This is a genomic window from Halorussus halobius (assembly GCF_004765805.1).
Taxonomy (GTDB): domain Archaea; phylum Halobacteriota; class Halobacteria; order Halobacteriales; family Haladaptataceae; genus Halorussus; species Halorussus halobius.
Window position 1 is genome coordinate 188,399 of the sequence record NZ_SBIU01000006.1, and the last position, 24,134, is coordinate 212,532.

Genomic DNA, 24,134 nt, shown 5'->3' on the forward strand with positions numbered 1-24,134 from the left:
CCGCGACGAGGACTGACGCCGGGCGCGCGTCGGCGGAACTCACCCCTCGGTCGCTGTCCGGTAGTCGTCGGGGTCGCCCGAGAGCGTCGTGAGGGTGTCGTAGAGCAGTCGGACGCCGACCACGGCCAGCGCCGTCCCGCTCCAGAGCGCGACCCCGGCGAGGACGACCGCCCCCGGAAGCCACTGGAGGGCGTTTCCGGTGGCCCACCGGGCGCGCGAGAGGACGACGCCGGCCGCCGCCACCGCCCCCGCGAGCCACGGGCCCGCGCCCAGACCGAGCAGCGTCTCGACCGCGAACCCGTAGAAGACCGTCGTCTCGACGACGGCACCGGTGACCGCGACCGCCAGTTTGCGGGAGACCGGCTGTTCGAGCACGAGTAGCGACGCGTCGCTGGTAACCACGCCGCCAGCGAACCGGGACGCGAGTCCGACCAGCATCATCGTCGCGCCGAACGCGACGAACCCGTACAGCAGTCCGTCCACGAGCGGGCCGACCCCCGGCACGCGGAAGCCGAGGCTCGACGAGTCGCTGACGGCGGCGATGGCGGCGAGAACGCCGAACACGGCCCAGTTTCGGAGGAGAATGGCCCGAATCCGGGACCAGTCCAGTTCGTCGCTCGCGGCCCGCCGCCGGTAGACGCCGACCGTCGGGATGCCGAACGCGAGCGCCAGTCCGAGAACCGAGAGGGCAGTCGAGAGGGACACGTCGGGTTCTCCGACCGACGCACAAAAAGCGTTGCGTGCCCCGGACGGGTGTCCGCGAACCCGCATATCGGCGGCGCGACTACTGGCTGTAACACTTAACCACGTGGCCGTTGCCGGGCGAACGGGGGAGACGCATGGCGACATACGAGCTACCGGAACTGCCGTACGACTACGACGCGCTCGAACCGGCCATCGACGGGCGCATCATGGAACTGCACCACGACAAACACCATCAGGGGTACGTCGACGGCGCGAACGCCGCCCTCGACAAACTGGAGGAGATGCGGTCGAGCGGGGACTTCGGCGACGTGCGCGCGGTCAAGCGGAGCCTCGCGTTCAACCTCTCGGGCCACGTCAACCACACCGTGTTCTGGTCGAACATGCACCCGGACGGCGGCGGCGACCCCGGCGGGGAGTTGGCCGACGCGTTCGACGACCACTTCGGCGGCGTCGAAGGGTTCAAGCGGGACTTCTCGGAAGCCGCGAAGGGCGTCGAGGGGTCGGGATGGGGAATGCTCGTCTACGACCACGTCGCGGACAGACCAATCGTCGCGGCGGCAGAGAACCACCAGAACCAGCATCCGCAGGGCGCGACGCCCCTGCTCGTCTGTGACGTGTGGGAACACGCCTACTACCTCCAGTACGAGAACGGTCGCGGCAAATACGTCGACAACTTCTGGGACGTGGTCAACTGGGACGACGTCGAGCAACGCTACCGGCAGGCCCAGCAGGCCGACCCGATACCGACCGCGACCAGGTAGGTCGGCCCGATACCGACCGCGACCGGGACGTCGGCGCGTTCGAGCGGTCGACTGGTCGGCCCGCCCGAGAAATATAAGTATATTTACTTTAATTCAGTTCACCGGGCAGCGGCTATTTTCGACGTAGCGACGCTAAAGGGCTCTATTTCGACTTTCCGGGGGATGCGTTACCAAACGACTACTCAAGCTTTAACACCGAGACGTGGCATATGTAGGATGGAGGAGCAACCAATGTCCGAACAATCCAACCCCGAACTGCCGCCGCTTCCGTACGACTACGACGCGCTCGAACCGCACATCAGCGAGCAGGTGCTGACGTGGCATCACGACACCCACCATCAGGGGTACGTGAACGGACTCGACAGCGCCGAGGAGACGCTGGCCGAGAACCGCGAGAGCGGCGACTACTCCGGCACGGCGGGTGCGCTCGGCAACGTGACCCACAACGGCTCGGGTCACTACCTGCACACGCTGTTCTGGGAGAACATGTCCCCGAACGGCGGCGGCGAGCCCGAGGGCGACCTGCGCGACCGCATCGAGGCCGACTTCGGCTCCTACGAGGGCTGGAAGGGCGAGTTCGAGGCCGCCGCGAGCGCGGCCGGCGGCTGGGCCCTGCTGGTCTACGACCCCGTCGCCAAGCAGCTCCGCAACCTCGCGGTCGACGGCCACGACGACGGCGCGCTCTGGGGCGCACACCCCATCCTCGCGCTCGACGTCTGGGAGCACTCGTACTACTACGACTACGGTCCCGACCGCGGCGACTTCGTGGACAACTTCTTCGAGGTCGTCGACTGGGACGCCGTCGCGGACAACTACGAGACTACCGTCGGCAACCACGAGTAAGCAGTCGCCGCGTCGAGTCGTGAGCTCGCGTTTTTCTTCGCCCGCTACGCCCCCAGTCCCGACTCCCCGCTCTCCGGTGGCGACCTACTCCGGCGCGAACGCCTCGATCGGATAGTCGGCCACGACGCCGCGGATGGTTTCACAGAGCGCTCGGTAGTCGTACCCGCCCTCCGTCGGGTCGAAACTGGCGAACGTGCCGAGCTTCGCGTCGCCGTCGCTCAGGAACGTCCGGAACAGTTCGAACTCGTCGAACCCCCGGACGGTGTACTCGTAGTCTGCGTAGTAGAGGTCGCCGTACGTGTCGCGAGTGACGTAGCCGTACCGCTCGTTGTCCACGAACTTCGCCACGTCGACGTCGGACACCTTCCCCTCGATGTCGTCCCGGAGGTACATCACCTCGTGGCCGTTCCGGTCGAACAGCCACACGTCCCTGAGGGCGTCGCCCCCGAACGACGAGAACGCCTCGACCAGGGCGGTCTTCGGCCCGTTTTGCCCCTCGTTTACATTTCGCATATAGCGTCGTTCTGCGAAGTGGGATGGCTTAAAAATTGGGGCGCGGGACCCGTCAACGGCGCGCCGAGACGAACGATTTACCCGCAGTTCGCCCGTACGTCCGACCATGCCGCGCTCCAAGTCCGACTTCGACCAGCTACACCCATGCGACTTCTACGAACCCGACGAACTGCTCGACAGCGACCGGATGTACACGGTGTACGAGATCGCCCGGTTATTGCAGGGACTCGACCCCGACGCCGAGATCGAGGCCGAGACCGAGGCCGTCCTGCTCGACTGGGCCATCCCCTGGGTCGTGTTCAACGCCGAGGACCTCGTGGTCGCCGAACCCGAGCGCGACGACGAACCCGGCTACTACGGGCTGAAGACCGACGACTGACGATGCGCCTGCTCGTGACCGGCGGCGACCGCGTCGACGCCGGCAAGACGACGTTCACGACCGGACTGCTCGACCGCGTCGACGGCGTCGGGTTCAAGCCCCGCGCGGGCAACGACTACTGGTTCGATCACGACGACTACCGGCGCGCAATCGAGGACGGCCGCCTCTACGGGAAAGACGCGAAGCGACTCGCCGACGCCAGCACCGGGTCGTTCGCGCCCGAAGACCTCAATCCGGTCCACCGGCTCTGGCGGCCCTCGCCCGGCCCCGACACCGGGCTCGTGGGCCAGGCCCACCGCGCGTTCGTGCTCGACCGCGTGGTCGAGTCGTTCGTGGTCAACGCCCACGCCGACGTTCCGGACGCCGCCCGGCGGCGTCTGCCGCTCGACGACGCGCCCGAAGTCGGGACGGTGGCGGAACTCGACGACGTGACCCGGCGGCTCCACCTCCCGGCGTTCGAGGGGTTCGCCGACCGCATCCGCGAGGTGGAGTCCGACGCCCCGTCCCGCTCGGGCCCGGACCGAACCCCCGCCGGCGCGACCGTGGTGGAGTCGTACGCCGACGTGGCGGTGCCGATTCGGGGCCTGTCGTTCGACGCGGTCGCGGTGGTCGAACCCGGCCGGCTGCGCGCGTACGACGGCGACCGCTTCCTACGCGCCTGCGAGGTCGCGGGCGGGAGCCCGCGCGACGGCCGAATGGAGGTCCACACCGACGAGGTGACCGACCTCGCGGACCCGAGGGCGACCGCCTCGCTCCCCGCGCTGGCCGACGCCGACCGGGGCGACCCGGCGTCGGTCGCCCGGGCCTACGGGGCGGCCTACGACGAACTGCTCGCGGTCGCCGAGGGATAGGAATCTGCCGTCCTGAGTAGCGGTCAGAGTCCGATGTGGGAGGTCGAACTCGGCATGTCGTCGTCATCGTCGTCGGTGGCCCACGAGGGCAGGTCCCTGTCGTCTCCGTCCTCGTCGTTCGCGCCGTCGCCACTCGCTTCCTCAGCCTCGTCGGCTCCGTCGTCCCCATCCTCGATGCTCCCCTCGTGGGCGAAGTCGTAGCTCTCGTCGGTGAGGTACGCGTCGCCGTCCTCGACGGTCACCTCGACGTCGACCAGCGTGGTGTCGGCGGCCTCGCCGTTGTCGCAGTAGCCCGAGCAGGCGTCGAACATCGAACCGTGCTTCGGACAGAGTATCTCGCCGTCGCGCATCGGTGCGCCGAACCCCCGGTCGAACCGCTGGGCCTCGTGCGTACAGCGGTTGACCCACGCCCGGACCGGTTCATCGCGGTCGTCCTCGCAGGGGACCAGGATTATCTCGTCCGGTTCGCCGTACTGGTCGCGAACCGTGAACAGCCACGAGCCCTCGTCGCGGACGGTCTCGACAGCCGTGAGTCGCGCTCCGTCGGCCATGTCCGGCGTGGACGCACTCGCCGGATAAAAGTCCCCGGCCGGCGTCGACGGCGACCACGGCTGGTCGCGCGCCCGAATCCGGCCGACCCGGAAACGCTTTTTTCGGTCGCGGACATCGCCGACGTATGAACGCCGCGTTTGCCGCCGGAATCGTGCTCACGGTCGCCGGACTCGCGGGATACGCCGTCGGCGTGACGGTGGCGTATCCCGGCCGGGCGTTCTCGGTGACCGGCGTGATGGTCGGGGTGACGCTGCTGTCGGTCGGACGCGGTAGCGCGTGGGCCGACCCCGACGAAGCGTCGCCCGAGGGCGAGTCGCTCGACCAGGGAGGTGATTCGGCGTGACGGTCTCGGCGGTCGTCTACTCGCCCGACGGGACGACGTCCCACGCCGACCTCGAAACCGCGCGCGCAGCCGATGGCACGACGTGGGTTCGCGCGTCCGAGTCGACCCCCGGGGAACTCGACCGGGTCGCCGAGGCGTTCGGCATCCACTCGCTGTCGATCGAGGACCTTCGCAACGGCGTGCGACCCAAGACCGAGGAGTTCGACGACCACACCTTCGTCCTGCTCAAGACCGCGAGCCTCCGCCACGGCGAGACCACGTTCGACGAGGAGTTGCGCACGGAGACGGTCGGCTTCTTCGTCGGCGACGACTGGCTGGTCACCGCGTCGACCGAGCGAGTCGGGGCGGTCGAGCGCGTGTGGGAACTGGTCACTCGCGAGGAGGGCCGGCTCCTCCGACAGGGGCCGGACTTCGCGGCCTACCGGGTGGCCGACGCCATCGTCGACGACTACTTCGACGTGCTCGACCGCATCGAGGACCAGATAGAGGAAGTCGAGGAGGTCGTCACCACCGCGACCGACGTCGAGACCCTAGAGATTATCAACGACGTCCGCCGGGAACTGCTCTCGCTCCGGAAGCTGCTGTGGCCCTCCCGCGAGGCGGTCGGCTACCTCGCTCGCGGCGACCCCGACCAGATTCGCGAGCCGACCGAGAAGTACTACCGTGACGTGTACGACCACGTGGTCCAGCTGGTCGACCTGACCGAGACCTACCGCGATCTGGCCAGCGGCGCGCGAGACATCTACCTCAACTCGCTGTCGCTGTCGACCAACGAGGTGATGAAGACCCTGACCGTGGTCGCGACCGTCGTCCTCCCGCTGACGTTCGTCGTCGGCGTCTACGGCATGAACTTCTCGGACAGCCCGTACAACATGCCGGAACTGACGTGGGCGTTCGGCTACCCCGCAGTCATGCTGGGCATGGCCGGCGTGGCCGTGATTCTCGTGGCGTACTTCCGGCGGTCGGGCTACGTCTGAGAGATAGCCGTCCGAGACCCGGCTTCGGGCCAAGCGCCACCGGACAGCGAAACGGTGGCAGTTAAGCCGAGCGAGCGCCACCCCGGGAACGATGACGCGACTGGCGACGCTCGAAGCGCGCACCCCGCCGATGGCCGCGCTCGCGGTCTCGGTCGCCGCGATCAGCACCAGCGCCATCCTCGTCCGGTTCAGCGACGCGCCCAGCGTCGTCAAGGCGTTCTATCGGGTGCTGTTCACCACGCTGGCGCTCGCGCCGTTCGCGGTCACGCGGTATCGCGAGGACCTCCGGGCGCTGTCCGGTCGGGACGCGCTCTGGGCCGTCGTGACCGGCGTCGCGCTCGCGGCCCACTTCGCGGCGTGGTTCGAGAGTCTGGAGTGGACCACGGTCGCCGCCAGCACGACCCTCGTGCAGGCCCAACCGCTGTTCGTCGCAATCGGGGCGGCGGTCCTGCTCGACGAGCGCGTCACCCGGCGGATGGCCGCCGGCGTCCTCGTCGCGGTCGGCGGCGTCGCGGCCATGTCGCTGGGCGGCCTGCTGTCGGGGGCGGCGCTGGCGGGCGCGCGGCCGCTCTACGGCAACGGCCTCGCGCTCGTCGGCGCGGTCATGTCCGGCGGCTACGTGCTCGCGGGGCGGTCGCTCCGCCAGCGCGTCGCGCTCGTCCCGTACGTGACGGTGGTGTACTCCGCCTGTGCGGTGGTCCTGCTCGGCGTCGCCGTGGTCGAGGTCGACGCCGGCGGCCCAGTTGCGACCGTCGGCGCGCTGACCGACTACCCCCTCGAGGAGTGGCTGCTGTTCGCCGGCATGGCGGTCGGGCCGGGCGTCTTCGGCCACACCGTCATCAACTGGGCGCTGAAGTACGTCGAGTCCAGCGTCGTCAGCGCCAGCCTGCTCGGTGAACCCGTGGGGTCGACCCTGCTCGCGCTCGCGCTGCTGGGCGAGGTTCCCGACGCCTTCACCGTGGCGGGCGGCGCGGTCGTCCTCGCGGGCATCTACGTCGCGGCGTCCGGACGGCCGGCGGGCGGGTAGACCGAAGACGATTCCGAGCGACTCACCCGTCCTCGTAGTGGGTGGTCTCGTCGGCCGCCGGGAACATCACCGTCTCGTCCATGTCGAGAAAGCTCGCGGCGTCGGCCTGTACCGCCTGGCCGGGCTCGGACTCGAAGGCGTCGTTCATCGCGCCCGGGTCGTCGAACCAGAGTTGGGCCACGTAGTCGTAGCCCGCCGCCTCGGGGTCCAGCGGGACCGAGGAGCTGTACCGCCGGAGGTCGGGCAGGTCGTTGACGAGCGGCGCGTGCTCGTCGTGCATGTACTCGATGCACTCCTCGTGGCTGGTGTCGTCGTCGCGCGCGGCGAGGATCACCATCTTGCAGCTCATGGGTGTCCGGATATTCGGAGCGTGAAGTGGTCAAAGTTGGGATTCGACGCGTGATTCGGCGAGTACTGCAGTTCGGCGCGCGAGCAACGCGCGAGGGACGACCGAGCGGAGCGAGGGAGGAGGCTGGGGCGGACGAGGGCCGTGCTGTGCGGGTGCGGTTACTCATCGGTCGAGGAAGTAGCGAGCTCAGAGATATCGATGCAGGAGAGGACGGCAGCGAGAAGCTAGCTACGTCCGATGCCAACGAGAGACCGCACAGCACCGCGACCGCACCTCGCGCGTTTTGGCGCGAGATGAACTCGCGCCAGCACGCGCCGACTACTCGACGTGTCGGCAGTGACGGGGCCAACTATCCAGATTCGAGACGCTGCCGTAGTCGAAACCGTGAAACCCGGGTCGTCCCAACTCACGAGTACCGAAATGACCCTCACGAAGCGAATCATCCCCTGCATCGACGTCGACTTGGACGACGAGGGCAACCCCGCAGTCTACACGGGCGTCAACTTCGAGGACCTCCAGTACACCGGCGACCCCGTGGAGATGGCCCGCGCGTACAACGAGGCGGGGGCCGACGAGTTCGTCTTTCTCGACATCACCGCGAGCGCGGAGGGCCGCGAGACGATGCTCGGGGTCGTCGAGGACGTCGCCGACGAGGTGTTCATCCCGCTGACGGTCGGCGGGGGCATCCGGACCACCGACGACATCAAAGAGACCCTCCGGGCCGGGGCCGACAAGGTCTCCATCAACTCCGGCGCGATAGCGAATCCCGACCTCGTCGAGGCGGGCGCGGAGGCGTTCGGCAGTCAGTGCATCGTCATCTCGCTCGACGCCAAGCGCCGGTACGACGAGCGCGGCGACCACTACGTCGAGGTCGACGGCGAGTCCTGCTGGTTCGAGTGCACCGTGAAGGGCGGCCGCGAGGGGACCGGCCTCGACGCCGTAACGTGGGCCGAAGAGGCCGCCGAGCGCGGCGCGGGCGAGCTGTTCGTCAACTCCATCGACAGGGACGGCACCGAGGCGGGCTACGACGTTCCCCTGACGAATGCGGTCTGCGACGCGGTCGACACCCCGGTCATCGCCTCCTCGGGCTGTGGCGGCCCCGAAGACATGTACGAGGTGTTCACCGAGGCCGGCGCGGACGCGGGGCTAGCGGCCTCCATCTTCCACTTCGGCGACTACTCCATCAGCGAGGTCAAGGAGTACCTCGACGAGCGCGACGTGCCCGTCCGCCTCTGAAAACGGCGTGTCGGGCCGGGGGCCGGTCGATTCTACCGGACCGGTGCCCGAAGTGCTTCGGTCTCGCCGTCGTCGGTCTCGTTGCCGTCGGCGACGGTGGTCCCCTCGCCGAGGTCGCCGTCACCCACGCCGCCGCCCAGCACGCCGAGTCCGATGGTGGCGTTCTCCGCGCTCACGCTCCCGGCTTCGACGCTATCGAGCGACGCGTTCCCGACGGTCATGTTCTCGACGGCGACCGTCGGCTCGCCCGCGACCTCGGCGGCGTCAGCGCCGCCGGGGGCGAAGCTCGCGTTCACGTCGCCGACCTGCGCGCTGTCGACGTAGCTGGAGTTGACGACGAGCGACTCGACGAGCAGGCCGTCGAGCGACGCGTTCTCGACGGTCGCGTTCTCGTCTTCGGGCGGGGCCTCGCCGTCGAACAGCTGCTCGACGAGCGTCTCGTTGCGGAACGTGACCTCGCGGAACGTCACGTTCTCGAACGTGCCGTTGACGACGGTGAGGTCGGTCGCGGTTGCGGTCCCGAACTCGTCGCCCTGGTCGGTGACGTTCTGCTGGAGGTTTATCTGCTCGAACACGGCCTGCTGGACCGTCACGTCCGAGAAGTTCAACTGCTCGACCGTGAGATTCCCGTAGGACAGTTCGGTCGCGTTCCCGTCGTCGTCACCCTCGTCTTGGACCGCGAGAGGGGCCGAGGCGTCGACGGTCGACTGCGAGCCTGCTCCGGGGTCGGCCGCGGCCGGGGCGGTGGCGAGCACCGAGGTCGCGCCGGCGAGTAGTACGACTGTGGCGAGTGCGATTGCGCGCGTTCTCATGCGGGACGAGGTTTTCCGACTCGCCCAATAAACCGGCGCGACCGTTTCGGGGTTCCGTGGCGGATTACCCGGATTACGCCGGCCTTACTCGCCGGGCGCGACCACGAAAGAGCGTCGAGAGCGTCTCAGGCCGCGTTCTCGTAGGCGTCGCGGAACGCTGCGGTCTTGTCCTTGATGTCGCCCGCCGCGGTTTCGAGCGCGTCGACCGGGTCGCCCTCCTCGGTCTTGACGGTGAGGATGGGCTCGGTCTGTCCGCCCGACTGCTCGGGGTTGACGTCGTAGGTCGCGGCCGCGACGCCGTCCTGTTCGAGCAGCGTCCCCTTCAACACGTTCATGAACGTGTGGTCCTCGCCGCCGATCTCGATGGAGAGCTCGTCGTCGGCCTTGTCGATGACCCGTAGTTCCATACCCGTCCGTTCTGGTTTCGCGCGCTTGAACCTTGCGGAACGCCGAGTTTCGGAGCCGAGCCGGCGAGCGTGCCCCGGGGCGAGCGCGGGGTCGAGTCCAACCACCAATTTATACCCTGGTGTGCGAAACGTCGCGTATGGTCGAGGTCCCGTCGTGGCGCGCGGTCGGACTCCCCGGGTGGCTGCCCGCGCCCGAGCAGGTCGCCGTCCCGGTCGTGCTGGCGCTGGCGCTGGCGCTGGTGTGGTCGCTCGACGAACCCCGCGGTCGATGGGGCCGGCGGCTCCGGTCGCGGTTCCTGCTCGGTGTCCCGTGGGGCACGCTCGTCTCGGTGGTGGGCGTGCTCGCGGTGTACCTGTTCGTCCAGCAGGGGCTCGCCCGCTGGCGCGCGCCGCTGGCGGTGCCGTTCTCCTCGTGGTCGTACTTCTACCCGCTGGGGTGGCTGCTCGCGCCGTTCTCCCACGCCGGGCCGGGCCACCTCGTCGGCAACCTCACCACGACGCTCGCGGTCGCGCCCCTCGCGGAGTACTTCTTCGGGCACTTCCCCCGCGAGCGCGGGACCAACCCCTTCGCGTCGTGGTCGACGAACCCGTGGGTTCGCGCGTTCGCCGTCTTTCCGCTCGGGGTGTTCCTCGTCGGACTGGCGAGTAGCCTGTTCGCGTGGGGCCCCGTCATCGGCTTCTCGGGCGTGGCGTTCGCGTTCGTCGGGTTCGCGCTGGTCCGATACCCCCTGCTGACGGTGGTGGCCGTGACGGGCCAGGGGGTCGTCCGGACGGTGTATCGCGCACTCCGGGACCCCGTGGTGGTCGGGTCGGCGTCGTCGAGCTACGGCGCGCCGTGGTGGTACGGAACGGCGGTGCAGGGTCACGTCCTCGGGCTCCTGGTCGGCGTCGCGCTCGGCGTGGCCGTCCTCCGCCGGCGCGACGAGCGCCCCAGCGCGCTCCGGCTCTGGACCGGCGCGCTCGTGCTCGGCGTCTCGATGAACGTCTGGGCCGTCTGGTGGTATCGCGGCGAGAGCACGTACGTCCTCTACCGGGGACTCGGCGTGGCGTTCGTGATCGCGCTCGCGGCGGTGACCGCCCTCGCGGCGACCGCCGACCGGCGGCCCCTCGTCGCCGAGTCGTCCCGATGGCCCCTCGTCGGTCGGGCCTCCGGGTGGTCGGGCGTCGGCGACCTGACCCGCCGGCAGGCCGGCCTGCTCGCGCTCGCGCTCCCGCTGGCGGTCATGGTCGGGGTCGCGCTCCCGGTCAACGCCACGGCGCTCGGCGACGCGGGCGTGCCGGGCGACGGTCCCGCCGTCGAGGTCGGCGACTACGCGGTCACCTACGCCGAGGGCGTCGAGAACCAGAAGGTCTCGGTGGTGGACGTGTCGGTGCTGGGCGAGACCACCGGCGTCACCACCAGCGGCGTCATCGTGGTCAACGAGGAGCGCGAGATATGGACTCGCGAGGTCTCGAAGGGCCGACTCGGCTTCTCGGGGCGGGCGGCGGTCCGGGTCGGCGGCGTGGGCTGGTCGGAGGTCGTCCGGGTCCAGCGAGCGGGCTGGTCGGTCCTCGACGGCGGGACGACGTATCAGGTGTGGCTCCGCGGCCCGGACGACGCCAACTGGACGCAGACGTACGCCTCCGACCCCGCCGTCGCGGGGCCGACGCTGGCTAACTCGACGGTCGCGGTCGTCCCGCAGGACGGTGACTTTCTGGTCCACCTCCGGCGGAACAACTCGACGGTCGGACAGGCCCCGATGCCCGAAGCCGGCGGGAACGTCACCGTCGACGACGTCCGGTTCGAGCGCAGGGACGGCGACCTGTTCGCCGCCTACGACGAGACCCGGATTCGCGTGGCGTCGGCCGAGAGCTACGAGTGACGCAAAATTTGAGCGGCTACTCCCACCGAATACGGAACGCCTCGGCGTCTATCGCCGCGCGCTCGCTGGTCTGGTGGTCGAACTGCCGGGCGAGCGCGAGTTCGACCCGGAAGGCGTGAGTCACCTCGCCGCCCTCGTCGTCGGCGAACGCTTCCACGAACGCGCGACTGCCCGAATTGTGGAGCGAGTACGAAATCGACGCCACCTCGCTCGCGGTCGCCAGAAACGCGCGGTCGGCGTGTTCGTTGCCCGACTGCGCGCCGAAGGGCGGGTTCATCAGGACGGTCGTCTCGGCGGGAGACGGACGCAGCGGCGCGCGCGCCGCGTCGGCCAGGAGCCACGAGACGTGAGTCGACGGGTCGACCCGGGACTCGTTCTCGCGGGCCCGCGCCAGCGCGGCGGGGTCGCGGTCGAGCGCGAGCACGCGGGCCGGCCGCCGGCAGGCCGCGCCGAGCGCGAGCATCCCCGTGCCGGTCCCGAGGTCGACGACCGTCCGCCCGGCGAGGTCGCCCTGCACGCCCGCGAGGTGGACGAGGTGGGCCGCGACGTCGGCGGGCGTGGGGTACTGCTCGAACGCCGCGCTCGGGTCCGCGAACCCCTCGACTCGGGAGAGTCGGCGCTCCAGCGCGGCCTTGTCCATGGTCGGAAGTCGGGGTCGGGCGACGAGAAGGTTCGGATTCGCTACGTACGACGAACGGCAATCGCTAGAATAGTACGAATAGTAACTAGAAACGCAGTTTCGTTTCAGAAAGCCCCCGCCTGCTCGCGGTCGCTCCGGCGGATATTCTCGCGCCTCGCTTCGCTCGGCGCTCCGAATGGGGCCGCCGGAGACGACCACGCCCTTCGGGCGCGAGCGGGCGGCCCCTTTCAGTCCCGCCCGAGATTGGTGTCGCCGGGCGCTCGCCGGCAGAGGGTCCACTGGGCGCTTTCGGACGGAAGGCGGACCGAGCGCGTTCGAGCAGAAGACGAATCGGGGTGAATGTGTGACCGAGCGCGGCGGGTCGAGATCGCTCGTCGGCTTCAGTTCCCCAGCGCGATGGGACCGGCCACGTCGAGAGCGACGCCCTCGCGGCGGGCGCGCTCGGCGACCGCCGCCAGCGCGGGCCGGACCTTCGACTCGTCGGCCACGTCGTCGAACGCCACGGTGAGGGTGTTCGCCCCGAGGAACGACGCCGCGCGCACGTACTCGCGGACGCGGTCGGCCTCGTCCTGGGTGGCGAGCGAGCAGTCCTCGCCGAAGCAGGCGTCGACGACCACGCGGGCCGGCACGAGGTCGTCGGCGTCGAGTTCCCGCTTCAGTTCGCGGAGGTCGGCCGGGGCGGTCGACTGAATCGCGTCGGCGTCGAGACACACTGGCGTCGCGTCTTCGACGCGACAGCCCTCGATAGCGGTTCGGACGTCGGCGGAACGGGTGGCGCTCATCGTTACCGACACATACCCATTGCTCATACAAAAAAGTTTTTGAATGCACAGTAGTAATCACCAAGCGGAGTCCCGCGCCGACCCCGTACGGTCTGCTCTCGCGTCAGGGCGGCCACGTTTCAGAATCGAGACCGAGTGGCGGGCGACCCGCCGGCGCGAGGACGGCGCTCGCTCCGGTTGGCTGCCGGCGTCACCACGTCCCGTGGAAGGTGTCGAAGGAGAGTTCGTCGAGCGGTTCGTTGCCCACGGCGATCTCGTACTCGCCGGGCGTGAGCATCGGCTTGTGGAACTGCGGGCCGTCGTCGGTCGTGATGCGCGGACAGCCCGTGTTGACGAACGCGTCCATGTCGAAGTTCCGGAGGCGGTCGGGGGTCACCTCGTCCATCGTGATGAGGTAGGCGTCGTCGTTGTCCTCCAGAATCTCCTCGGCCTGTTCCCACCGTCCCTGCCCGATTTTCGTGCAGAAGATGACGCCCCACTTCCGGGCGTCCATCGCCTTGTGGACGGCGGCGTAGCGCTGCTTGAGGAACTTCTCGGTGTCGGCGACCGTGACGACGTTGTTGACCGGGTCGGCGATGACGACCTTCTTGTCGGGGTGCTCCATGGCGAGGCCGAGCGGGTGGAACTTCCCGCCGCCGACGTAGAGGACGTGGTCGGCGTCGATGTCGGCGCTGGCGTAGTTGCAGCCCAGCACCTGCCCCTCGTGGGTCAGCCGGTCGTCGCCCTTCCGGGTCCGGACGTCGAACCCGCGCTCGTCGAGCCACGACTTCATCTCCTCGAAGCGGTTCATGTGCTGGGCCGTGGTGACCAGGCCGACGCTTGGCGCGTCCGGCGACGCTTCGGCGTCCGGACTCGGAAGTTCGTCGAGCGACTCCTCCATGATGGGGAACACGTCGACGTTCGAGAACAGCGGGACGTAGATGACCTTGTCGGTGTTTTTCATCGGCGAGTGGCCGAAGTGGACGAACACGTCGGTCCGCTTCATCAGGAAGGTGTCGAGGTCGCAGGCCCCGTAGCAGGGCTGGCCCGACAACATCACGGTCACGTCGTCGGGCACCAACTCGCGGATGTCGTCGGCGACCTGCGGCCCCCGTCGCTTCAGCCCCTCGGGGAACTGCAACCCGACCTTGGTGGCGTCGCGCTCCTCGACCGCCTCGACGATGCGGTCGAGTTCGTAGTCCCACTCCCGGTCGTGCTTGAGCGACATCCCGGTGTTCCGAAGGTCGCCCTCGCTGTACTCGCTCTCTTGGCTCATTGCAACCGGTTTGTCGTCGTGGACGTTTAAGCACGGTGTTCTAGGCGTGTTCGGGCGTCGACGGGTCGGGCGTTTTCGGCGGCAGAGTGACTGCTGTTCTCGGTGACGGCGTGGATGACGCCCGCAGCGCACGCTCGGGACGCCCGTTGCAGTTCGGTGCGCGCTGGCGCGAGTTCAGCGCGCGTGGCCTCGTTGACTCCCCGGTCGGTGGTGACGGTCGGAGGCCGCGCCGGAGACGGCGACTGAGTTGAGCGCGACGACGCCGTTCGCTGTTCGTCGCGGGCGGGTTACGTCGCGTCAACTCGTCCCCTCTTCGACGACCGCCTCCCCGAACGACGCGAAGTTGACGACGACGAACAGAATCGTCAGTAGTCCAGCGAGTACGACAAAGGCCAACGACCATCGACGTTGCGCTGCTGGTGACATGTTCCACCGGGCAGCCGCCCATCTCGTCGACACCATCCCCGAGAGGAACAACGAGACGCCGATAGCCGCGATATGGACGCCGCCGAGCGCCGACGTGCGGACGAGCAAGAGCCCCACGCCGGCGAAGACCGCTCCAACGGTCATGGTGAGGGCGGGTAGCACTCGGAACGTACTACCGGATTCCGGATTCGAAGCGCGAGCCATGCGTGTATATAGCCGAGAGACTGTATAAACGCTCTCCACGAGACTGTATGAACGCTCTCGCCGAGATTGTAGCCGGACGCTATCCGACCACGCCGACTGGAGCGGGCCCAAACCACCGACCCCGTCGCTGTGCGAGATACGCGCCCCGACTCCGCAAGTCGCGCGCGTCGCTACTCGTCGGTCGTCGCGCAGAAAGAACCGAGAGTCCGCCCGCGAGCGCCGACTCAGATGCGGCCGACGTTCTCGACTTCCACGCTCTCGACGTCCTCGACGTTCGAGAAGTTCTCCTCGACGGCCTCGGTTCCGCCCGTGTCGTCGGGGACGATGACCGTCGGCAGCAGGGCGACGAGGCCGAACGCCACGTCGTCGCGCTCGAAGCCGTTTATCTTCGCGCCCTCGGGCAACGCGTCTTCGAGGCGCTCCTGGAGGTCGTCGAGGTCGATTTCGGGGCTCTCCGGCATGACCTTGATCTTGGCGGCGACCTTTCCCATGGTTACGGCCCCATGAACCCGCAGTCCGGGCACTCGTAGAGGTTGCTCTGCTTGCGACACTTCGCGCAGCGGTAAATCTGTTGCCCGCACTCCGGACACTTGAACGAGGCGGCGTTCGTCCCGGAGATGTTGATCCCACAGGAGACGCATCGCCGCGCCTGCCTCTGTTCGGACTGGCTCATACCCTCTCTTTCCGGTGCGCGACTTTAAACCGTTTCGATAGCACCGCCGCCGACTCGCGGAGCGTCGCCGACGCGAGGAGCGCGATATCCACGGCTGGGCCGCTCTCCGGGGGATTCGTCGGAGATGCCCCGCGAAAACGCTCGGAGATGCGAAACGTGATTCTTAAGGGGCGAACGGGCGACGTTTCGGGTATGAGTGACGAACAAGAGGCCGACGTGGCTGACGACGAAGAGACACAGACGGAAGAGGTAGCCGAGGAAACGCAGGACGAAGCCGAGGAGGCCGAGTCCGGACTGTCGGAGGGCGACTTCGTCCGCCTCGACTACACCGCGCGCACCGTCGAGGACGGCAACGTCGTCGACACCACCGACCCCGAGGTCGCCGAGGAGGAGGGCCTCGACGAGGAGGGCCGCGAGTTCGAGCCTCGAACCATCGTGCTCGGCGAGGGCCACATCTTCGAGAGCGTCGAGGAGGCCGTCGTCGGTAGCGAGATCGGCGACGCCGGCGAGACCATCATCCCCGCCGAGGAGGCGTTCGGCGAGCAGGACCCCGAACAGGTCCGGACCGTCAGCGTCGAGAAGATTCCCGAAGACGAGCGCTACCCCGGCGCACACGTCGACGTCGACGGCGAACACGGCTACGTCGAGACCGTCATCGGCGGGCGGGCGCGCGTCGACTTCAACCACCCGCTCGCGGGCGAGGACGTCGAGTACGACTACGAGGTAGTCGAGGCGGTCGAGGACCGCGTCGAGCAGGCCCAGGGCCTCATCTCGATGTACCTCGACGCCGACCTCGACATGTGGATAGAGACCGACGAGGTCGAGGAGGAGGTCGCGGTCGAGTCCGACGACGAGGACGCCGAACCCGAGACCGAGACCCGGACGGTCGACAAGGAGACCCTCTACATCGAGAGCACGCCCCAGCTGGCGATGAACCAGCAGTGGATGTTCCAGAAGCAACAGATCGCCCAGAACGTGATAAACCAGCTCGGGCTCGACCGGGTCATCGTCCAGGAGACCATCGACGGCGGCGGCATGGGTCCGATGGGCGGCATGATGGGCGGCGGCATGGGTGGCATGGGCGGCGAAATCGAGGACGCGCTCGAGGACGCCGACGTCGACGAGGACGAAATCGTCGAGGAACTCGAAGGCGAACTCGACGACGAGTAAGCCCGCGAATCGGCGTTTTCCGTTTTTTCGCTCCCGATAGCGCCACGTCCAGCGGTCGCCTCGGCCGGGAGTCGCGAGCGTCGGGAAATCGTCGCGTGCTACCGATGGATGGAGGGCCGAGCGAGCGGTCACCGAAGGGGGAGCGCCGGCGGGGACCGGGCGTCCGTGGAGGGGTGGGCGGCGGAGACCGCAGGGCGGCCGGATGTCAGAGGCGTCGGACCGCCGGTCGCCGACGACCGCGGCGGACCGCTGGCGGCCCCGAAGGGCCGGCGGCGACCGCGCCGCCCGCGACCGGCGGTGGCTCGGAGGCCGTCGTCGGCCTCCACTTCGTGGTCGGCCCGCGTTCGTATTCAATTCTATCGAGAAACTATAGAGACAATAGATAGTATCGAAACTATCGATACTATCGATACCGCCGCCCGGGCTAGGGGACGCGACGCTGTCCGAATCGCTCGTCCCCCGGTCGTTGCCCTACAGTTCCCGTATCTGGTGGCGGAACGCCCGCAGGGCGTCCTCGCCGGTGTCGGTCAGCCGCACCTGCTTGCGACGACCGACGTCCTCGACCGCGACGTAGCCGTCTTCGAGCAGTGGCTCGACGACGTTGGCGTTCAGGAGCGCGAACTTGGCCTTGTCGTTGGCGGGGTCGCTGTCCGCGATGAACGACAGCCCCTCCGCCTCGGCGAACTCGATGACGTCCTTCTTCTTGACGGTGTAGGCGTCGGTGTTCGTCTCCGCGAGGAAGTCCATCACCGCGACCTGGTCGGGCGTCGGCGACTCGATGGGGTAAGTCGGAAGCACCTCGTCGTCGGCGTAGCCGTAGCTCTGGCGCTCCTCGCGGTCGGCGTAGCGGTATCCCTCCGGGTGGACGTAGTAGGCGGTGGCGTCCGTACACATGCAGGCGATGGTCGCGCCGACCGCCGAGAGCTTCGACCCGCTGGAGACGTTCACCCGGACGATGTCCTCGTCGTGTTCGGCCACGAGCGTCGTCACGACGCCGAGCACGTCGTAGATGTCGAAGAGGTCGACCGACCGCGAGCGCAGCGACGCGCCCAGTTCGGCGAGTCGGTCGCGGACGTCGTCGTGGTAGTCGGGCGCGTCCAGCCGGTCGTCGTGTTCGAGGAGGTAGACGACGTCGACGTCGTACTCCTCGGCCGGGCCGACGATGCGGTCGTACTCGAAGCCGAGCGGGGCGATGTGGACCTCGTCGATGGACTGCATGGCGGTCGTCTCGACTGCCGAACGCCGGGCGTATAAGTGGTCGTCATCCGCCCCGACAGTGGCCCGTCTTCGTTCGAAATCCGACCGCAGCGGGGCCGGGACTCGCGAACGCGGGCGTCCTCACGCGATGTCCCGGCTCGTGTCGATGCGGACCGACTCGGTGAGTTCCAGTTTGATGGTCTCGGGCAGCGCCCGCCCGCCCCGGAACTTCGGGACGGCCAGCCGGGTCTCGACCGCGTCACCGGAGTACTCGGTGTGGAGCTGGAACACCACGTCGGCGACGTGCTCGGTCAGGTCGCGGGCGTCGGCGACCGAGCGCCCGTCGAGACAGTGGAGGAAGGCCAGACTCCCCGTGTTGTGGAGGTGGTTCTGGAGGTCGTTCAGGAAGTTCCGGTAGCGGCTCCCGTCCTGGCGCTCCAGCGGGTCGACGGGGTCGACCACGAGGTTCGACCCCTCGGACAGCCGCCGGAACAGCCGCCGGGAGTGGTCGAGCGGCGCGTCGCCCTGAATCCGGCGCACGTCGGGCGAGCCCGTTCGCTCGGCGGTCCGCTCTAGCGCCTCCGCGACCGCGGTCTCGTCGCGGTCGGTCGAGAGGTACAGCGTCTCGCGGGCCGCCGTGAACTGATAGAGCAGGAGCTCGGCCTGACTCGCTGGCGGGGCCGAGACCGTGACCACACTGCCCTCGGGCAGCCCGCCGTCGAGCTTGCGGTCGAGCACCTCGATGCCGGTCGGGAGACGACGTGTCACGTGATTGGACGCCGGTCCGCGCCTCTCATAAGCATTTGGGCTGCAGGGCTGACACGACCTCGTCGTGGGCCGTCCGGACTCGCTCGTCGGCCAGCGGCGCGACCGACGCGCCGGCCCCGACGTCGGGGACGACCCCGAGCACCTCGCAGTCGAGCAGGTCGGCGACGCCGGCCGGCGGAGCCTCGGCGCGCGAGACGACCGCGCCCGCGACCGGGAGGTCCAGTTCGCGGGCCATCGCGGCCGTCTTGGCGGCGTCCCGGAGACAGGCGGGCTCGGGCGTCGTCACGACCACGGCGGCGTCCGCGAGCCGGAGCGGCTCGACCGCGTCGGGCCCCGCGCCGGCGGGACAGTCCAGCAGGACGGTCCCGCGGGTCGCTCCGAGTCGCGCGCTCAGCGACGGTGAGGACGACGCACCCACGCGACTGTCGCTGGCCGCCGGAAGCACCGCCGCCCCGGCGGCCGGCGGGCCCGCGGTTCCGGCCACCATCCCCGGCGGCCAGCCCGCGGCTACGGCGTCGACGCCCGGGTCGCGCGAGACGCCCGCCAGCGCGTGGAGGTCGGGCATCTCCGGGTCGGCGTCGACCGCGAGCGCCGCCTTCCGCTGGCGGACCAGCGCGGCCGCGAGTCCCAGCGTGGTGGTCGTCTTGCCACACCCGCCCTTACCGCCTGCGATGGCCAACATGGCCCGGATTCGTCCCGCCCTCGGATTTGAAGCTTGGGGTGAGAAGGGAGGGCGGGTTCGGAACTCACAGGTACCGCGACATCCGGTGGGTCGTCCCCATCGGGTTGACGACCGTGAAGCCGGCGCGTCGGTAGAGGCTCTGTGCGCCGCGCTTCCACGGCTCGACCGTGAGCCAGACGTACTCGACGTCCTCGCGGGCGGCCTGGCCCATGCCGACGCCCAGAAGCCGAGTGCCGATTCCGGCGCGCTGGTAGTCTTGGTGCACGAAGATGGCGAGTTCGTGTCGGTCGGTCCCGTCCGGGACGAACGTGACGTGACCGACGAGTCGGTCCTCGTGGAGCGCGACCACGTTCGCGCCGTCGAGCACGTCGCCGAGCCACTCGCGGACGGCGTCGGTGCCGACCGGCGGCGTCCCCTGGGCGCGCTGCGAGGAGTCGAAGTCGTCGTACATCGCGACCAGCCCCTCGAAGTCCGCCTCGCGGTAGGGACGGACCAGTATCTCTCGGTCCTCGCGGTCGGCGAACGAGACCGGTGGCGGCTCGGGGGCGATCCGGGTCGAGTTGGCGTTCGAGATGGTCTCTCGGAGCGAGGCGAGCGCGTCCTGGAGCATGGTCGGGTCTTGCTACCGTTAGTCATGGTTCTGTCGCCCGGTCTAATAAGCGTGTGCCTCGCTTCCGGGTCGTGTTCAGAGTGGGATGTGGCTGGAAACGGGCTCTCGAACGCCCTCAGTGCGCTCTCAGATAACAGGACCGTCACCACAGCCTCGAACGCCCTCGGCGCGCCCTCAGACAATAGGACCGTCACCACAGCCTCGAAAGCCCTCGGCGCGCTCGCGGTCGCTCTGCGAGATATTTTCGCGCCTCTCCGCACCGCCCGGCGCGAAAATAGTGGCTCGCAGAGACGACTGAACTACACGCGACCGCGCCTCGCCCGTTCAGTCCACCGAGGAAACCGCACCGCACCCGCACAACCCCGCTCCGCAGCTGCGCCGCACAGCGAGAGCCTCACCCCTCCCCAGCCTCGGCGAGCGCATAAACGCGCTCGCCTCCCTCGCGCGTTCTGGCGGACCACGAGGGTCCGCCAGCGCGCGCCAGCGTGGAAAACGAAGTCAGCGCGCACCGGTCGCGTCCGGACTACCGTGACCGAGTTCTCTCCCGCATCTCCCAACACCGGCTTCGAGCGTCGCGTTCCGTGACGCGATTCCGAGGACGAGGAGGGTGAAATCGATTCGGGAGCGCACTCGCAGGGCTCCCGCGCCGGACTCAAACGTCGATTCGGTCGCCGATTTCCGCTATCTCAAGTCGCTCGGGGAACTCGAAGCTCCGGGCGTGGTCGTGGAGCCCGGTCGGGTCGGCGGTCAGCCCCTTCCACATGTCCCAGTGGCTCGGCAGGAATCGGTCGAACTGGAGGTCGCTCGCGGCCTCGATGGCCTGATTCTCGTCGTTGTACCACCGGGTTCGCTTGGGTTCGCGCGTCTCCTTGTCCGGAATCTGCCCGACACTCCCGAACGCCAGAATGCCGAGGTCGACGTCGTACGCCTCGCCGACGCGCTCGAACGCTTCGCAGGGCTTGGTGTCGCCGCCGTGGAATATCGTCCGGCCGTCGTACTCGAAGACGTAGCTGACCGGGTGGCTCGCGTCGGGGTCGTTCGCGGGTTCGACGTGGACCGAAACGGCCCCGACCTCGAACGACTCGCCTTCCTCGACCTCCCGGAGTTGGTCGTCGGCCACGTCCCACTCGTCGGTCCAGCCTTCCTCGCGTGCGACCGCGAGGCTGTCGTCGGGTCCGTAGAAGGTCGCGCCCGTGCGTTCGAGGATGGGCGCTTGGCTCGGGCCGTGGACGTGGTCGGTGTGCTCGTGGGTGGCGAACACGGCGTCGGCCTCGGCCACGTCGGTCGGGTCGAAGGGAATCGGAATCATCCGAACCGTCCGGGGCGGGTCGCCGGTCCCGAGGTACGGGTCGACGAAGACGGTGGTGTCGTCGGCCTTCAGCACGAAGCCGTTGCAGCCGAGATACCAGACCGCGACGCCCTCGGGGTCGGCCTCGGCGACCGCACGCGGGAGCCAGTCGCCCCAGTCGCTGTGAACGCTCATGCGCGAGGAATCGCCGAGAACCCGGGTAAGCCTTGCGTTCCCGGCCCCGGGCGTCGCGCACGAAACCGGGTCGGCTCGCCGGCGGACTCAGAAGCTCCGGAGTCGGACCTCGTCGCGGTCGATCTCGGCGATTCGGTCGGCGTCGACGGTGTAGGCGTCCTCGCTGTGGCCCTCCCAGCCGAGCCGGGTCTTGACGCGCTGGGCGAGCCCCGGGTGCGGGTCCACGTACAGCATGTCGTCGTCCTCGTCGACCTCCGTGACGACCCCGACGTGCTCGTCGTTGGCGTCGATGACGTCCTTGCCCACGTCGGCATCGTCGAGGACGATGGTCCCCTCGTCGGCGGTCATCCCGGCGTCGGCCCTCGTCCCCTCGTCGGCCGCCACGTCGTCGTCTATCATCGGCTCGCCGCCCGCGGTCGTCTCGTCAGTCGTTTCGACGTCGCCCATCGTGGCGTCGGTCGCGGTTCCGGTCGTCTCGCCGGCCGTCGTCGTCTCGTCGGTCGCGGTCGCCGTCGTCGCGGTTCGCGTTCCCGTGCCGGCGGCCATCTCCTCGTCGCGGTCGATGGTGATGCCCTGGATTTCGGTGTCCTGGTCCATCGCGTCCGAGCCGACGAGCATCGTGTCGACCAGCACGGACTCGACGGTCTCGGTGCTCACCGTCTCCTCGTCGACGAGCTCGAAGGTGAGCCGCTTGCGGTCGACCATCTCGTCCCGGACCACCCGACGCTCGTAGAGTTCGGTCAGGATGGTCTCGTCGTCGGCGAACTCGCTCTCGACGTGCCCGCCCTCGATGACCTCGTCGGTCGCGACGGTGCCGCCGAGGATGTCGCTCTCGAGGATGGTGCGCTGGACGCCTTCGAGGTCGACGCGGCTTTCGAGGGTCTCGGACTCGACGGTCTCGGTCTCCTCGACGTCGCGGTCGACCACGCGGGTTTCGACCGACCGACGTTCGAGGAGTTCGCGGGTCACCTCGCGCGTCTCGTCGACGTCGACCGTGATGACCTCGTGGTCGGTCACGTCCAGCTCCTCGATTTCCTCGTCCCACGCGGTCGCCTCGCTGTCCTCCACGATGGCGACGCGCTCCTCGTCGGCCTCGCCGAAGTGGACGCCGACTATCTCCCGTCGGACGAGTTCGGTGTCGACGACGTCGTCGCGGACGATTTCGCTGTCGACGACCTCGCTCTGGAAGGTCTCGGTCTCCTGTACCGTGCGCTCGACGACCTTCGTCTCGGTGATCTGGGTCTCGACCGTCTCGCCGTCCAGCAGCGCCTGCTCGACGTCCTCGTCGTCGAGCGTGGCGCGCTCGATAGCCTCGGTCCGGTTGACCAGCTCGAACTGGTCGGGCCCCGACCGGTCGGTGTGTCGGACGAGCGCGAGCTCGTCGTCGCCGAAGCGGTCGTGGAACTCGTCCCAGTCGGCCGCCTCGACGTCCTCGTCGGCCGCGTCGGGGTGGTAGACGTACGGCTCGGACTCGCCGGAATCCGTGGTCCGGTAGCCGGGTCGCGCCCCGCTGTCCTCGATCCACGAGCGAATCGTCTCGCGGTCGGTCGTCACGTTCGTCGTCGGGTCGGTTCCCCCACCTGTCTCTGTCGTTCTATCGTCGGCCATGATTCCCCACCAACCAGCTAATCGCTACGAGTGGACTTAGGCGTGGTTGCCGAGCGTCCGGGACGGTCGCGGAAAAGTGGGTGCGCGGCTCAGTCCTCGCAGCAGCCGCCGGCCTGCTGGCCGAAGTCGACCGCGAGCGGCTCCGAGATGGCGTCGTTGACGGCCTCCAGCTTGGTCTCGAGTTCGCTCTGGGCGTCGAGGTACGCCTCCATCACGGGCAGCGAGTGGAGCTCCTGCTGGGCGCGCTGGACCTCCTGGACGTCCTCCTGGGTGGCCTCGCCGGTCTGGCGCGCCAGCATGAACTCCTGACGGAGCTGCTCGAACTCCTCGACCTTCTGCTGGGCCTCCTCGTCGTCCTCGACGGCCTGCTTGGTCTCCTCGAACCGCCGGTAGGCGGGCGTCTCGGTGATGGCCTCCCCGAGTTCCTCGCCGAGCTGCTCGACGCGGGACTGGTCGACGGCCTCGGCCTCGACGTCCGCTTCGGTGTCGACGCTCATGTATCGGCGGTTGGGACTGCGACGTTTTCAACCTGCCGGATACGTCGTGAGGGCTGTGGGCGTTCGAGGTCCGGTCGACCGAAACGCGGGGTCGAACCCGGAGAGCGGACGAGCATCGCCGCTCGGAAGCGCGTCCCACCACGTCGCCACGTCGTCGCTCGCGCGCTGGCGCGGTCACGAGCGACCGCGTCCGAGCGCTGGCCCCCACCGACCCGACAGCTTTAATTGACCTCGTTACCCTCGCGATTAGTAACTGGGTGGAAATTACCACATGCCAGCCAAGACCGGCGGGTCGCACTCGTTCGCCGCGTTCACCAGCATGATAGTCGGAACAGTCATCTCGCGGTACATCTGGGAGATGCTCCCGCCGTTCGCCCGACTGTCCGAGCGGGCCGGCGCGCTACTGCTCGACGTGACGGGCGTGACCTACCCCGCGGAGTTCGCCGGGGGACTCCTCATCGCGTCGGTGCTGGCGTTCGTGTGGGGCGTCCTGTATCACCTCAAGCGCCACTGATGCGACGT

General features: G+C 68.7%; 30 protein-coding genes. 11 read left to right on the top strand and 19 right to left on the bottom strand.

All coding sequences use genetic code 11. From position 1 onward, the window contains the following. Nucleotides 1-39: 39 nt before the first annotated feature. A complete protein-coding gene (locus EPL03_RS16920) occupies nt 40-705 on the bottom strand; it encodes a hypothetical protein (RefSeq protein WP_135830521.1) in 666 nt (221 codons plus the stop codon). A gap of 134 nt (nt 706-839) precedes the next feature. Here EPL03_RS16920 and EPL03_RS16925 point away from each other — a divergent pair, with 134 nt between their 5' ends. Further along, on the top strand, nt 840-1,466 hold the full coding sequence (locus EPL03_RS16925; RefSeq protein ID WP_135830522.1) for a superoxide dismutase: 627 nt from the start codon (nt 840-842) through the stop codon (nt 1,464-1,466). Between the two features lie 231 nt (nt 1,467-1,697). After that, nucleotides 1,698-2,309: a superoxide dismutase gene (gene sod, locus EPL03_RS16930; RefSeq protein ID WP_135830523.1), complete on the top strand. Its 612-nt coding sequence runs from the start codon at nt 1,698-1,700 to the stop codon at nt 2,307-2,309. Between the two features lie 84 nt (nt 2,310-2,393). Here sod and EPL03_RS16935 read toward each other — a convergent pair whose 3' ends face one another. Beyond that, complete coding sequence (locus tag EPL03_RS16935; RefSeq protein ID WP_210425029.1) at nt 2,394-2,822, bottom strand: DUF7522 family protein; 429 nt, start codon at nt 2,820-2,822, stop codon at nt 2,394-2,396. 106 nt (nt 2,823-2,928) lie between these two features. Here EPL03_RS16935 and EPL03_RS16940 point away from each other — a divergent pair, with 106 nt between their 5' ends. Together EPL03_RS16940 and EPL03_RS16945 are read left to right on the top strand one after the other, a co-directional pair. Beyond that, nucleotides 2,929-3,201, top strand: coding sequence for a DUF5827 family protein (locus EPL03_RS16940; RefSeq protein WP_135830524.1), 273 nt, complete (start codon nt 2,929-2,931; stop codon nt 3,199-3,201). Between the two features lie 2 nt (nt 3,202-3,203). Then, on the top strand, nt 3,204-4,052 hold the full coding sequence (locus tag EPL03_RS16945) for an ATPase (RefSeq protein WP_135830525.1): 849 nt from the start codon (nt 3,204-3,206) through the stop codon (nt 4,050-4,052). 23 nt (nt 4,053-4,075) lie between these two features. Here EPL03_RS16945 and EPL03_RS16950 read toward each other — a convergent pair whose 3' ends face one another. Beyond that, nucleotides 4,076-4,603 carry a Rieske (2Fe-2S) protein gene (locus tag EPL03_RS16950; protein ID WP_135830526.1) on the bottom strand — a complete coding sequence of 176 codons (528 nt, stop codon included), beginning with the start codon at nt 4,601-4,603 and terminating at the stop codon, nt 4,076-4,078. Between the two features lie 125 nt (nt 4,604-4,728). Between EPL03_RS16950 and EPL03_RS16955 the strand changes: the two genes are divergently transcribed. The 3 genes from EPL03_RS16955 to EPL03_RS16965 all read left to right on the top strand — a co-directional run bounded on the left by EPL03_RS16955 (nt 4,729) and on the right by EPL03_RS16965 (nt 6,951). Beyond that, nucleotides 4,729-4,947 (top strand): hypothetical protein, encoded by a 219-nt coding sequence (locus EPL03_RS16955; protein ID WP_135830527.1) that lies wholly within the window; start codon nt 4,729-4,731, stop codon nt 4,945-4,947. Then, nucleotides 4,944-5,924, top strand: a complete 981-nt coding sequence (corA, locus tag EPL03_RS16960) for a magnesium/cobalt transporter CorA (protein WP_135830528.1) — start codon at nt 4,944-4,946, stop codon at nt 5,922-5,924. The genes EPL03_RS16955 and corA overlap by 4 nt, the downstream gene beginning before the upstream one ends. A gap of 91 nt (nt 5,925-6,015) precedes the next feature. Continuing rightward, a complete protein-coding gene (locus tag EPL03_RS16965; RefSeq protein WP_135830529.1) occupies nt 6,016-6,951 on the top strand; it encodes a DMT family transporter in 936 nt (311 codons plus the stop codon). Nucleotides 6,952-6,973: 22 nt separating this feature from the next. Here the strand turns inward: EPL03_RS16965 and EPL03_RS16970 are convergent, their stop codons facing one another. Then, nucleotides 6,974-7,300 (bottom strand): EthD family reductase, encoded by a 327-nt coding sequence (locus EPL03_RS16970; RefSeq protein ID WP_210425030.1) that lies wholly within the window; start codon nt 7,298-7,300, stop codon nt 6,974-6,976. A gap of 420 nt (nt 7,301-7,720) precedes the next feature. Here EPL03_RS16970 and hisF point away from each other — a divergent pair, with 420 nt between their 5' ends. Beyond that, nucleotides 7,721-8,536, top strand: a complete 816-nt coding sequence (gene hisF, locus EPL03_RS16975) for an imidazole glycerol phosphate synthase subunit HisF (protein ID WP_135830530.1) — start codon at nt 7,721-7,723, stop codon at nt 8,534-8,536. A gap of 32 nt (nt 8,537-8,568) precedes the next feature. On the opposite strand, the gene EPL03_RS16980 is transcribed toward hisF, so the two are convergent. Both EPL03_RS16980 and EPL03_RS16985 read right to left on the bottom strand, forming a co-directional pair. After that, complete coding sequence (locus EPL03_RS16980) at nt 8,569-9,348, bottom strand: hypothetical protein (RefSeq protein WP_135830531.1); 780 nt, start codon at nt 9,346-9,348, stop codon at nt 8,569-8,571. Between the two features lie 125 nt (nt 9,349-9,473). Then, nucleotides 9,474-9,755, bottom strand: coding sequence for a DNA-directed RNA polymerase subunit L (locus EPL03_RS16985; RefSeq protein WP_135830532.1), 282 nt, complete (start codon nt 9,753-9,755; stop codon nt 9,474-9,476). A gap of 137 nt (nt 9,756-9,892) precedes the next feature. Between EPL03_RS16985 and EPL03_RS16990 the strand changes: the two genes are divergently transcribed. Beyond that, entirely contained in the window at nt 9,893-11,617 is a 1,725-nt protein-coding gene (locus EPL03_RS16990; protein ID WP_135830533.1) for a rhomboid family intramembrane serine protease, read from the top strand. A 16-nt stretch (nt 11,618-11,633) separates the two neighbouring features. On the opposite strand, the gene EPL03_RS16995 is transcribed toward EPL03_RS16990, so the two are convergent. The 6 genes from EPL03_RS16995 to EPL03_RS17020 all read right to left on the bottom strand — a co-directional run bounded on the left by EPL03_RS16995 (nt 11,634) and on the right by EPL03_RS17020 (nt 15,597). Next, nucleotides 11,634-12,257 (bottom strand): METTL5 family protein, encoded by a 624-nt coding sequence (locus EPL03_RS16995; RefSeq protein ID WP_135830534.1) that lies wholly within the window; start codon nt 12,255-12,257, stop codon nt 11,634-11,636. A 380-nt stretch (nt 12,258-12,637) separates the two neighbouring features. Continuing rightward, nucleotides 12,638-13,039: a hypothetical protein gene (locus tag EPL03_RS17000; protein WP_135830535.1), complete on the bottom strand. Its 402-nt coding sequence runs from the start codon at nt 13,037-13,039 to the stop codon at nt 12,638-12,640. A 190-nt stretch (nt 13,040-13,229) separates the two neighbouring features. Further along, on the bottom strand, nt 13,230-14,294 hold the full coding sequence (gene dph2, locus EPL03_RS17005) for a diphthamide biosynthesis enzyme Dph2 (protein WP_135830536.1): 1,065 nt from the start codon (nt 14,292-14,294) through the stop codon (nt 13,230-13,232). A gap of 297 nt (nt 14,295-14,591) precedes the next feature. After that, on the bottom strand, nt 14,592-14,864 hold the full coding sequence (locus EPL03_RS17010; RefSeq protein WP_135830537.1) for a hypothetical protein: 273 nt from the start codon (nt 14,862-14,864) through the stop codon (nt 14,592-14,594). A 284-nt stretch (nt 14,865-15,148) separates the two neighbouring features. Further along, nucleotides 15,149-15,415 (bottom strand): elongation factor 1-beta, encoded by a 267-nt coding sequence (locus EPL03_RS17015; protein ID WP_135830538.1) that lies wholly within the window; start codon nt 15,413-15,415, stop codon nt 15,149-15,151. Between the two features lie 2 nt (nt 15,416-15,417). Further along, the gene (locus EPL03_RS17020; protein ID WP_135830539.1) at nt 15,418-15,597 is read right to left on the bottom strand and encodes an HVO_2753 family zinc finger protein; all 180 of its coding nucleotides are present in this window, start codon (nt 15,595-15,597) and stop codon (nt 15,418-15,420) included. A gap of 192 nt (nt 15,598-15,789) precedes the next feature. On the opposite strand from EPL03_RS17020, the gene EPL03_RS17025 reads away from it, so the two are divergent. Next, nucleotides 15,790-16,767 (top strand): FKBP-type peptidyl-prolyl cis-trans isomerase, encoded by a 978-nt coding sequence (locus EPL03_RS17025; protein WP_135830540.1) that lies wholly within the window; start codon nt 15,790-15,792, stop codon nt 16,765-16,767. A gap of 471 nt (nt 16,768-17,238) precedes the next feature. Here EPL03_RS17025 and EPL03_RS17030 read toward each other — a convergent pair whose 3' ends face one another. From EPL03_RS17030 to EPL03_RS17060, 7 genes are all read right to left on the bottom strand, one after another. Further along, nucleotides 17,239-17,985 carry an HFX_2341 family transcriptional regulator domain-containing protein gene (locus EPL03_RS17030; RefSeq protein WP_135830541.1) on the bottom strand — a complete coding sequence of 249 codons (747 nt, stop codon included), beginning with the start codon at nt 17,983-17,985 and terminating at the stop codon, nt 17,239-17,241. Nucleotides 17,986-18,105: 120 nt separating this feature from the next. Continuing rightward, on the bottom strand, nt 18,106-18,732 hold the full coding sequence (locus EPL03_RS17035) for an RAD55 family ATPase (protein ID WP_135830542.1): 627 nt from the start codon (nt 18,730-18,732) through the stop codon (nt 18,106-18,108). A 25-nt stretch (nt 18,733-18,757) separates the two neighbouring features. Then, nucleotides 18,758-19,414, bottom strand: coding sequence for a MinD/ParA family ATP-binding protein (locus EPL03_RS17040; protein ID WP_135830543.1), 657 nt, complete (start codon nt 19,412-19,414; stop codon nt 18,758-18,760). A 64-nt stretch (nt 19,415-19,478) separates the two neighbouring features. Further along, entirely contained in the window at nt 19,479-20,024 is a 546-nt protein-coding gene (locus EPL03_RS17045) for a GNAT family N-acetyltransferase (protein ID WP_135830544.1), read from the bottom strand. Nucleotides 20,025-20,676: 652 nt separating this feature from the next. Continuing rightward, the gene (locus tag EPL03_RS17050; protein ID WP_135830545.1) at nt 20,677-21,507 is read right to left on the bottom strand and encodes an MBL fold metallo-hydrolase; all 831 of its coding nucleotides are present in this window, start codon (nt 21,505-21,507) and stop codon (nt 20,677-20,679) included. An 87-nt stretch (nt 21,508-21,594) separates the two neighbouring features. Further along, nucleotides 21,595-23,115 carry a hypothetical protein gene (locus EPL03_RS17055; RefSeq protein WP_135830546.1) on the bottom strand — a complete coding sequence of 507 codons (1,521 nt, stop codon included), beginning with the start codon at nt 23,113-23,115 and terminating at the stop codon, nt 21,595-21,597. An 89-nt stretch (nt 23,116-23,204) separates the two neighbouring features. Continuing rightward, nucleotides 23,205-23,612 (bottom strand): YlbF/YmcA family competence regulator, encoded by a 408-nt coding sequence (locus EPL03_RS17060; RefSeq protein ID WP_135830547.1) that lies wholly within the window; start codon nt 23,610-23,612, stop codon nt 23,205-23,207. A gap of 271 nt (nt 23,613-23,883) precedes the next feature. Here EPL03_RS17060 and EPL03_RS17065 point away from each other — a divergent pair, with 271 nt between their 5' ends. After that, nucleotides 23,884-24,126: a hypothetical protein gene (locus tag EPL03_RS17065; protein ID WP_135830548.1), complete on the top strand. Its 243-nt coding sequence runs from the start codon at nt 23,884-23,886 to the stop codon at nt 24,124-24,126. The last annotated feature ends 8 nt before the right edge of the window (nt 24,127-24,134 follow it).

Excerpts from the sequence above, each read along its gene's own strand:
- EPL03_RS17025 (WP_135830540.1), top strand. The coding sequence starts at position 15,790 with ATGAGTGACGAACAAGAGGCCGACGTGGCTGACGACGAAGAGACACAG.
- EPL03_RS17045 (WP_135830544.1), bottom strand. The coding sequence starts at position 20,024 with ATGCTCCAGGACGCGCTCGCCTCGCTCCGAGAGACCATCTCGAACGCC.
- EPL03_RS16925 (WP_135830522.1), top strand. The coding sequence starts at position 840 with ATGGCGACATACGAGCTACCGGAACTGCCGTACGACTACGACGCGCTC.
- EPL03_RS16935 (WP_210425029.1), bottom strand. The coding sequence starts at position 2,822 with ATGCGAAATGTAAACGAGGGGCAAAACGGGCCGAAGACCGCCCTGGTC.
- EPL03_RS16940 (WP_135830524.1), top strand. The coding sequence starts at position 2,929 with ATGCCGCGCTCCAAGTCCGACTTCGACCAGCTACACCCATGCGACTTC.
- EPL03_RS17010 (WP_135830537.1), bottom strand. The coding sequence starts at position 14,864 with ATGACCGTTGGAGCGGTCTTCGCCGGCGTGGGGCTCTTGCTCGTCCGC.
- EPL03_RS17000 (WP_135830535.1), bottom strand. The coding sequence starts at position 13,039 with ATGAGCGCCACCCGTTCCGCCGACGTCCGAACCGCTATCGAGGGCTGT.
- sod (WP_135830523.1), top strand. The coding sequence starts at position 1,698 with ATGTCCGAACAATCCAACCCCGAACTGCCGCCGCTTCCGTACGACTAC.
- dph2 (WP_135830536.1), bottom strand. The coding sequence starts at position 14,294 with ATGAGCCAAGAGAGCGAGTACAGCGAGGGCGACCTTCGGAACACCGGG.
- EPL03_RS17040 (WP_135830543.1), bottom strand. The coding sequence starts at position 19,414 with ATGTTGGCCATCGCAGGCGGTAAGGGCGGGTGTGGCAAGACGACCACC.
- EPL03_RS16950 (WP_135830526.1), bottom strand. The coding sequence starts at position 4,603 with ATGGCCGACGGAGCGCGACTCACGGCTGTCGAGACCGTCCGCGACGAG.
- hisF (WP_135830530.1), top strand. The coding sequence starts at position 7,721 with ATGACCCTCACGAAGCGAATCATCCCCTGCATCGACGTCGACTTGGAC.
- EPL03_RS17060 (WP_135830547.1), bottom strand. The coding sequence starts at position 23,612 with ATGAGCGTCGACACCGAAGCGGACGTCGAGGCCGAGGCCGTCGACCAG.
- EPL03_RS16980 (WP_135830531.1), bottom strand. The coding sequence starts at position 9,348 with ATGAGAACGCGCGCAATCGCACTCGCCACAGTCGTACTACTCGCCGGC.
- EPL03_RS16990 (WP_135830533.1), top strand. The coding sequence starts at position 9,893 with ATGGTCGAGGTCCCGTCGTGGCGCGCGGTCGGACTCCCCGGGTGGCTG.
- EPL03_RS16945 (WP_135830525.1), top strand. The coding sequence starts at position 3,204 with ATGCGCCTGCTCGTGACCGGCGGCGACCGCGTCGACGCCGGCAAGACG.
- EPL03_RS16995 (WP_135830534.1), bottom strand. The coding sequence starts at position 12,257 with ATGGACAAGGCCGCGCTGGAGCGCCGACTCTCCCGAGTCGAGGGGTTC.
- EPL03_RS16970 (WP_210425030.1), bottom strand. The coding sequence starts at position 7,300 with ATGAGCTGCAAGATGGTGATCCTCGCCGCGCGCGACGACGACACCAGC.
- EPL03_RS17030 (WP_135830541.1), bottom strand. The coding sequence starts at position 17,985 with ATGCAGTCCATCGACGAGGTCCACATCGCCCCGCTCGGCTTCGAGTAC.
- EPL03_RS17050 (WP_135830545.1), bottom strand. The coding sequence starts at position 21,507 with ATGAGCGTTCACAGCGACTGGGGCGACTGGCTCCCGCGTGCGGTCGCC.
- EPL03_RS17065 (WP_135830548.1), top strand. The coding sequence starts at position 23,884 with ATGCCAGCCAAGACCGGCGGGTCGCACTCGTTCGCCGCGTTCACCAGC.
- EPL03_RS17055 (WP_135830546.1), bottom strand. The coding sequence starts at position 23,115 with ATGGCCGACGATAGAACGACAGAGACAGGTGGGGGAACCGACCCGACG.
- EPL03_RS17020 (WP_135830539.1), bottom strand. The coding sequence starts at position 15,597 with ATGAGCCAGTCCGAACAGAGGCAGGCGCGGCGATGCGTCTCCTGTGGG.
- EPL03_RS16965 (WP_135830529.1), top strand. The coding sequence starts at position 6,016 with ATGACGCGACTGGCGACGCTCGAAGCGCGCACCCCGCCGATGGCCGCG.
- EPL03_RS17015 (WP_135830538.1), bottom strand. The coding sequence starts at position 15,415 with ATGGGAAAGGTCGCCGCCAAGATCAAGGTCATGCCGGAGAGCCCCGAA.
- EPL03_RS16985 (WP_135830532.1), bottom strand. The coding sequence starts at position 9,755 with ATGGAACTACGGGTCATCGACAAGGCCGACGACGAGCTCTCCATCGAG.
- EPL03_RS16955 (WP_135830527.1), top strand. The coding sequence starts at position 4,729 with ATGAACGCCGCGTTTGCCGCCGGAATCGTGCTCACGGTCGCCGGACTC.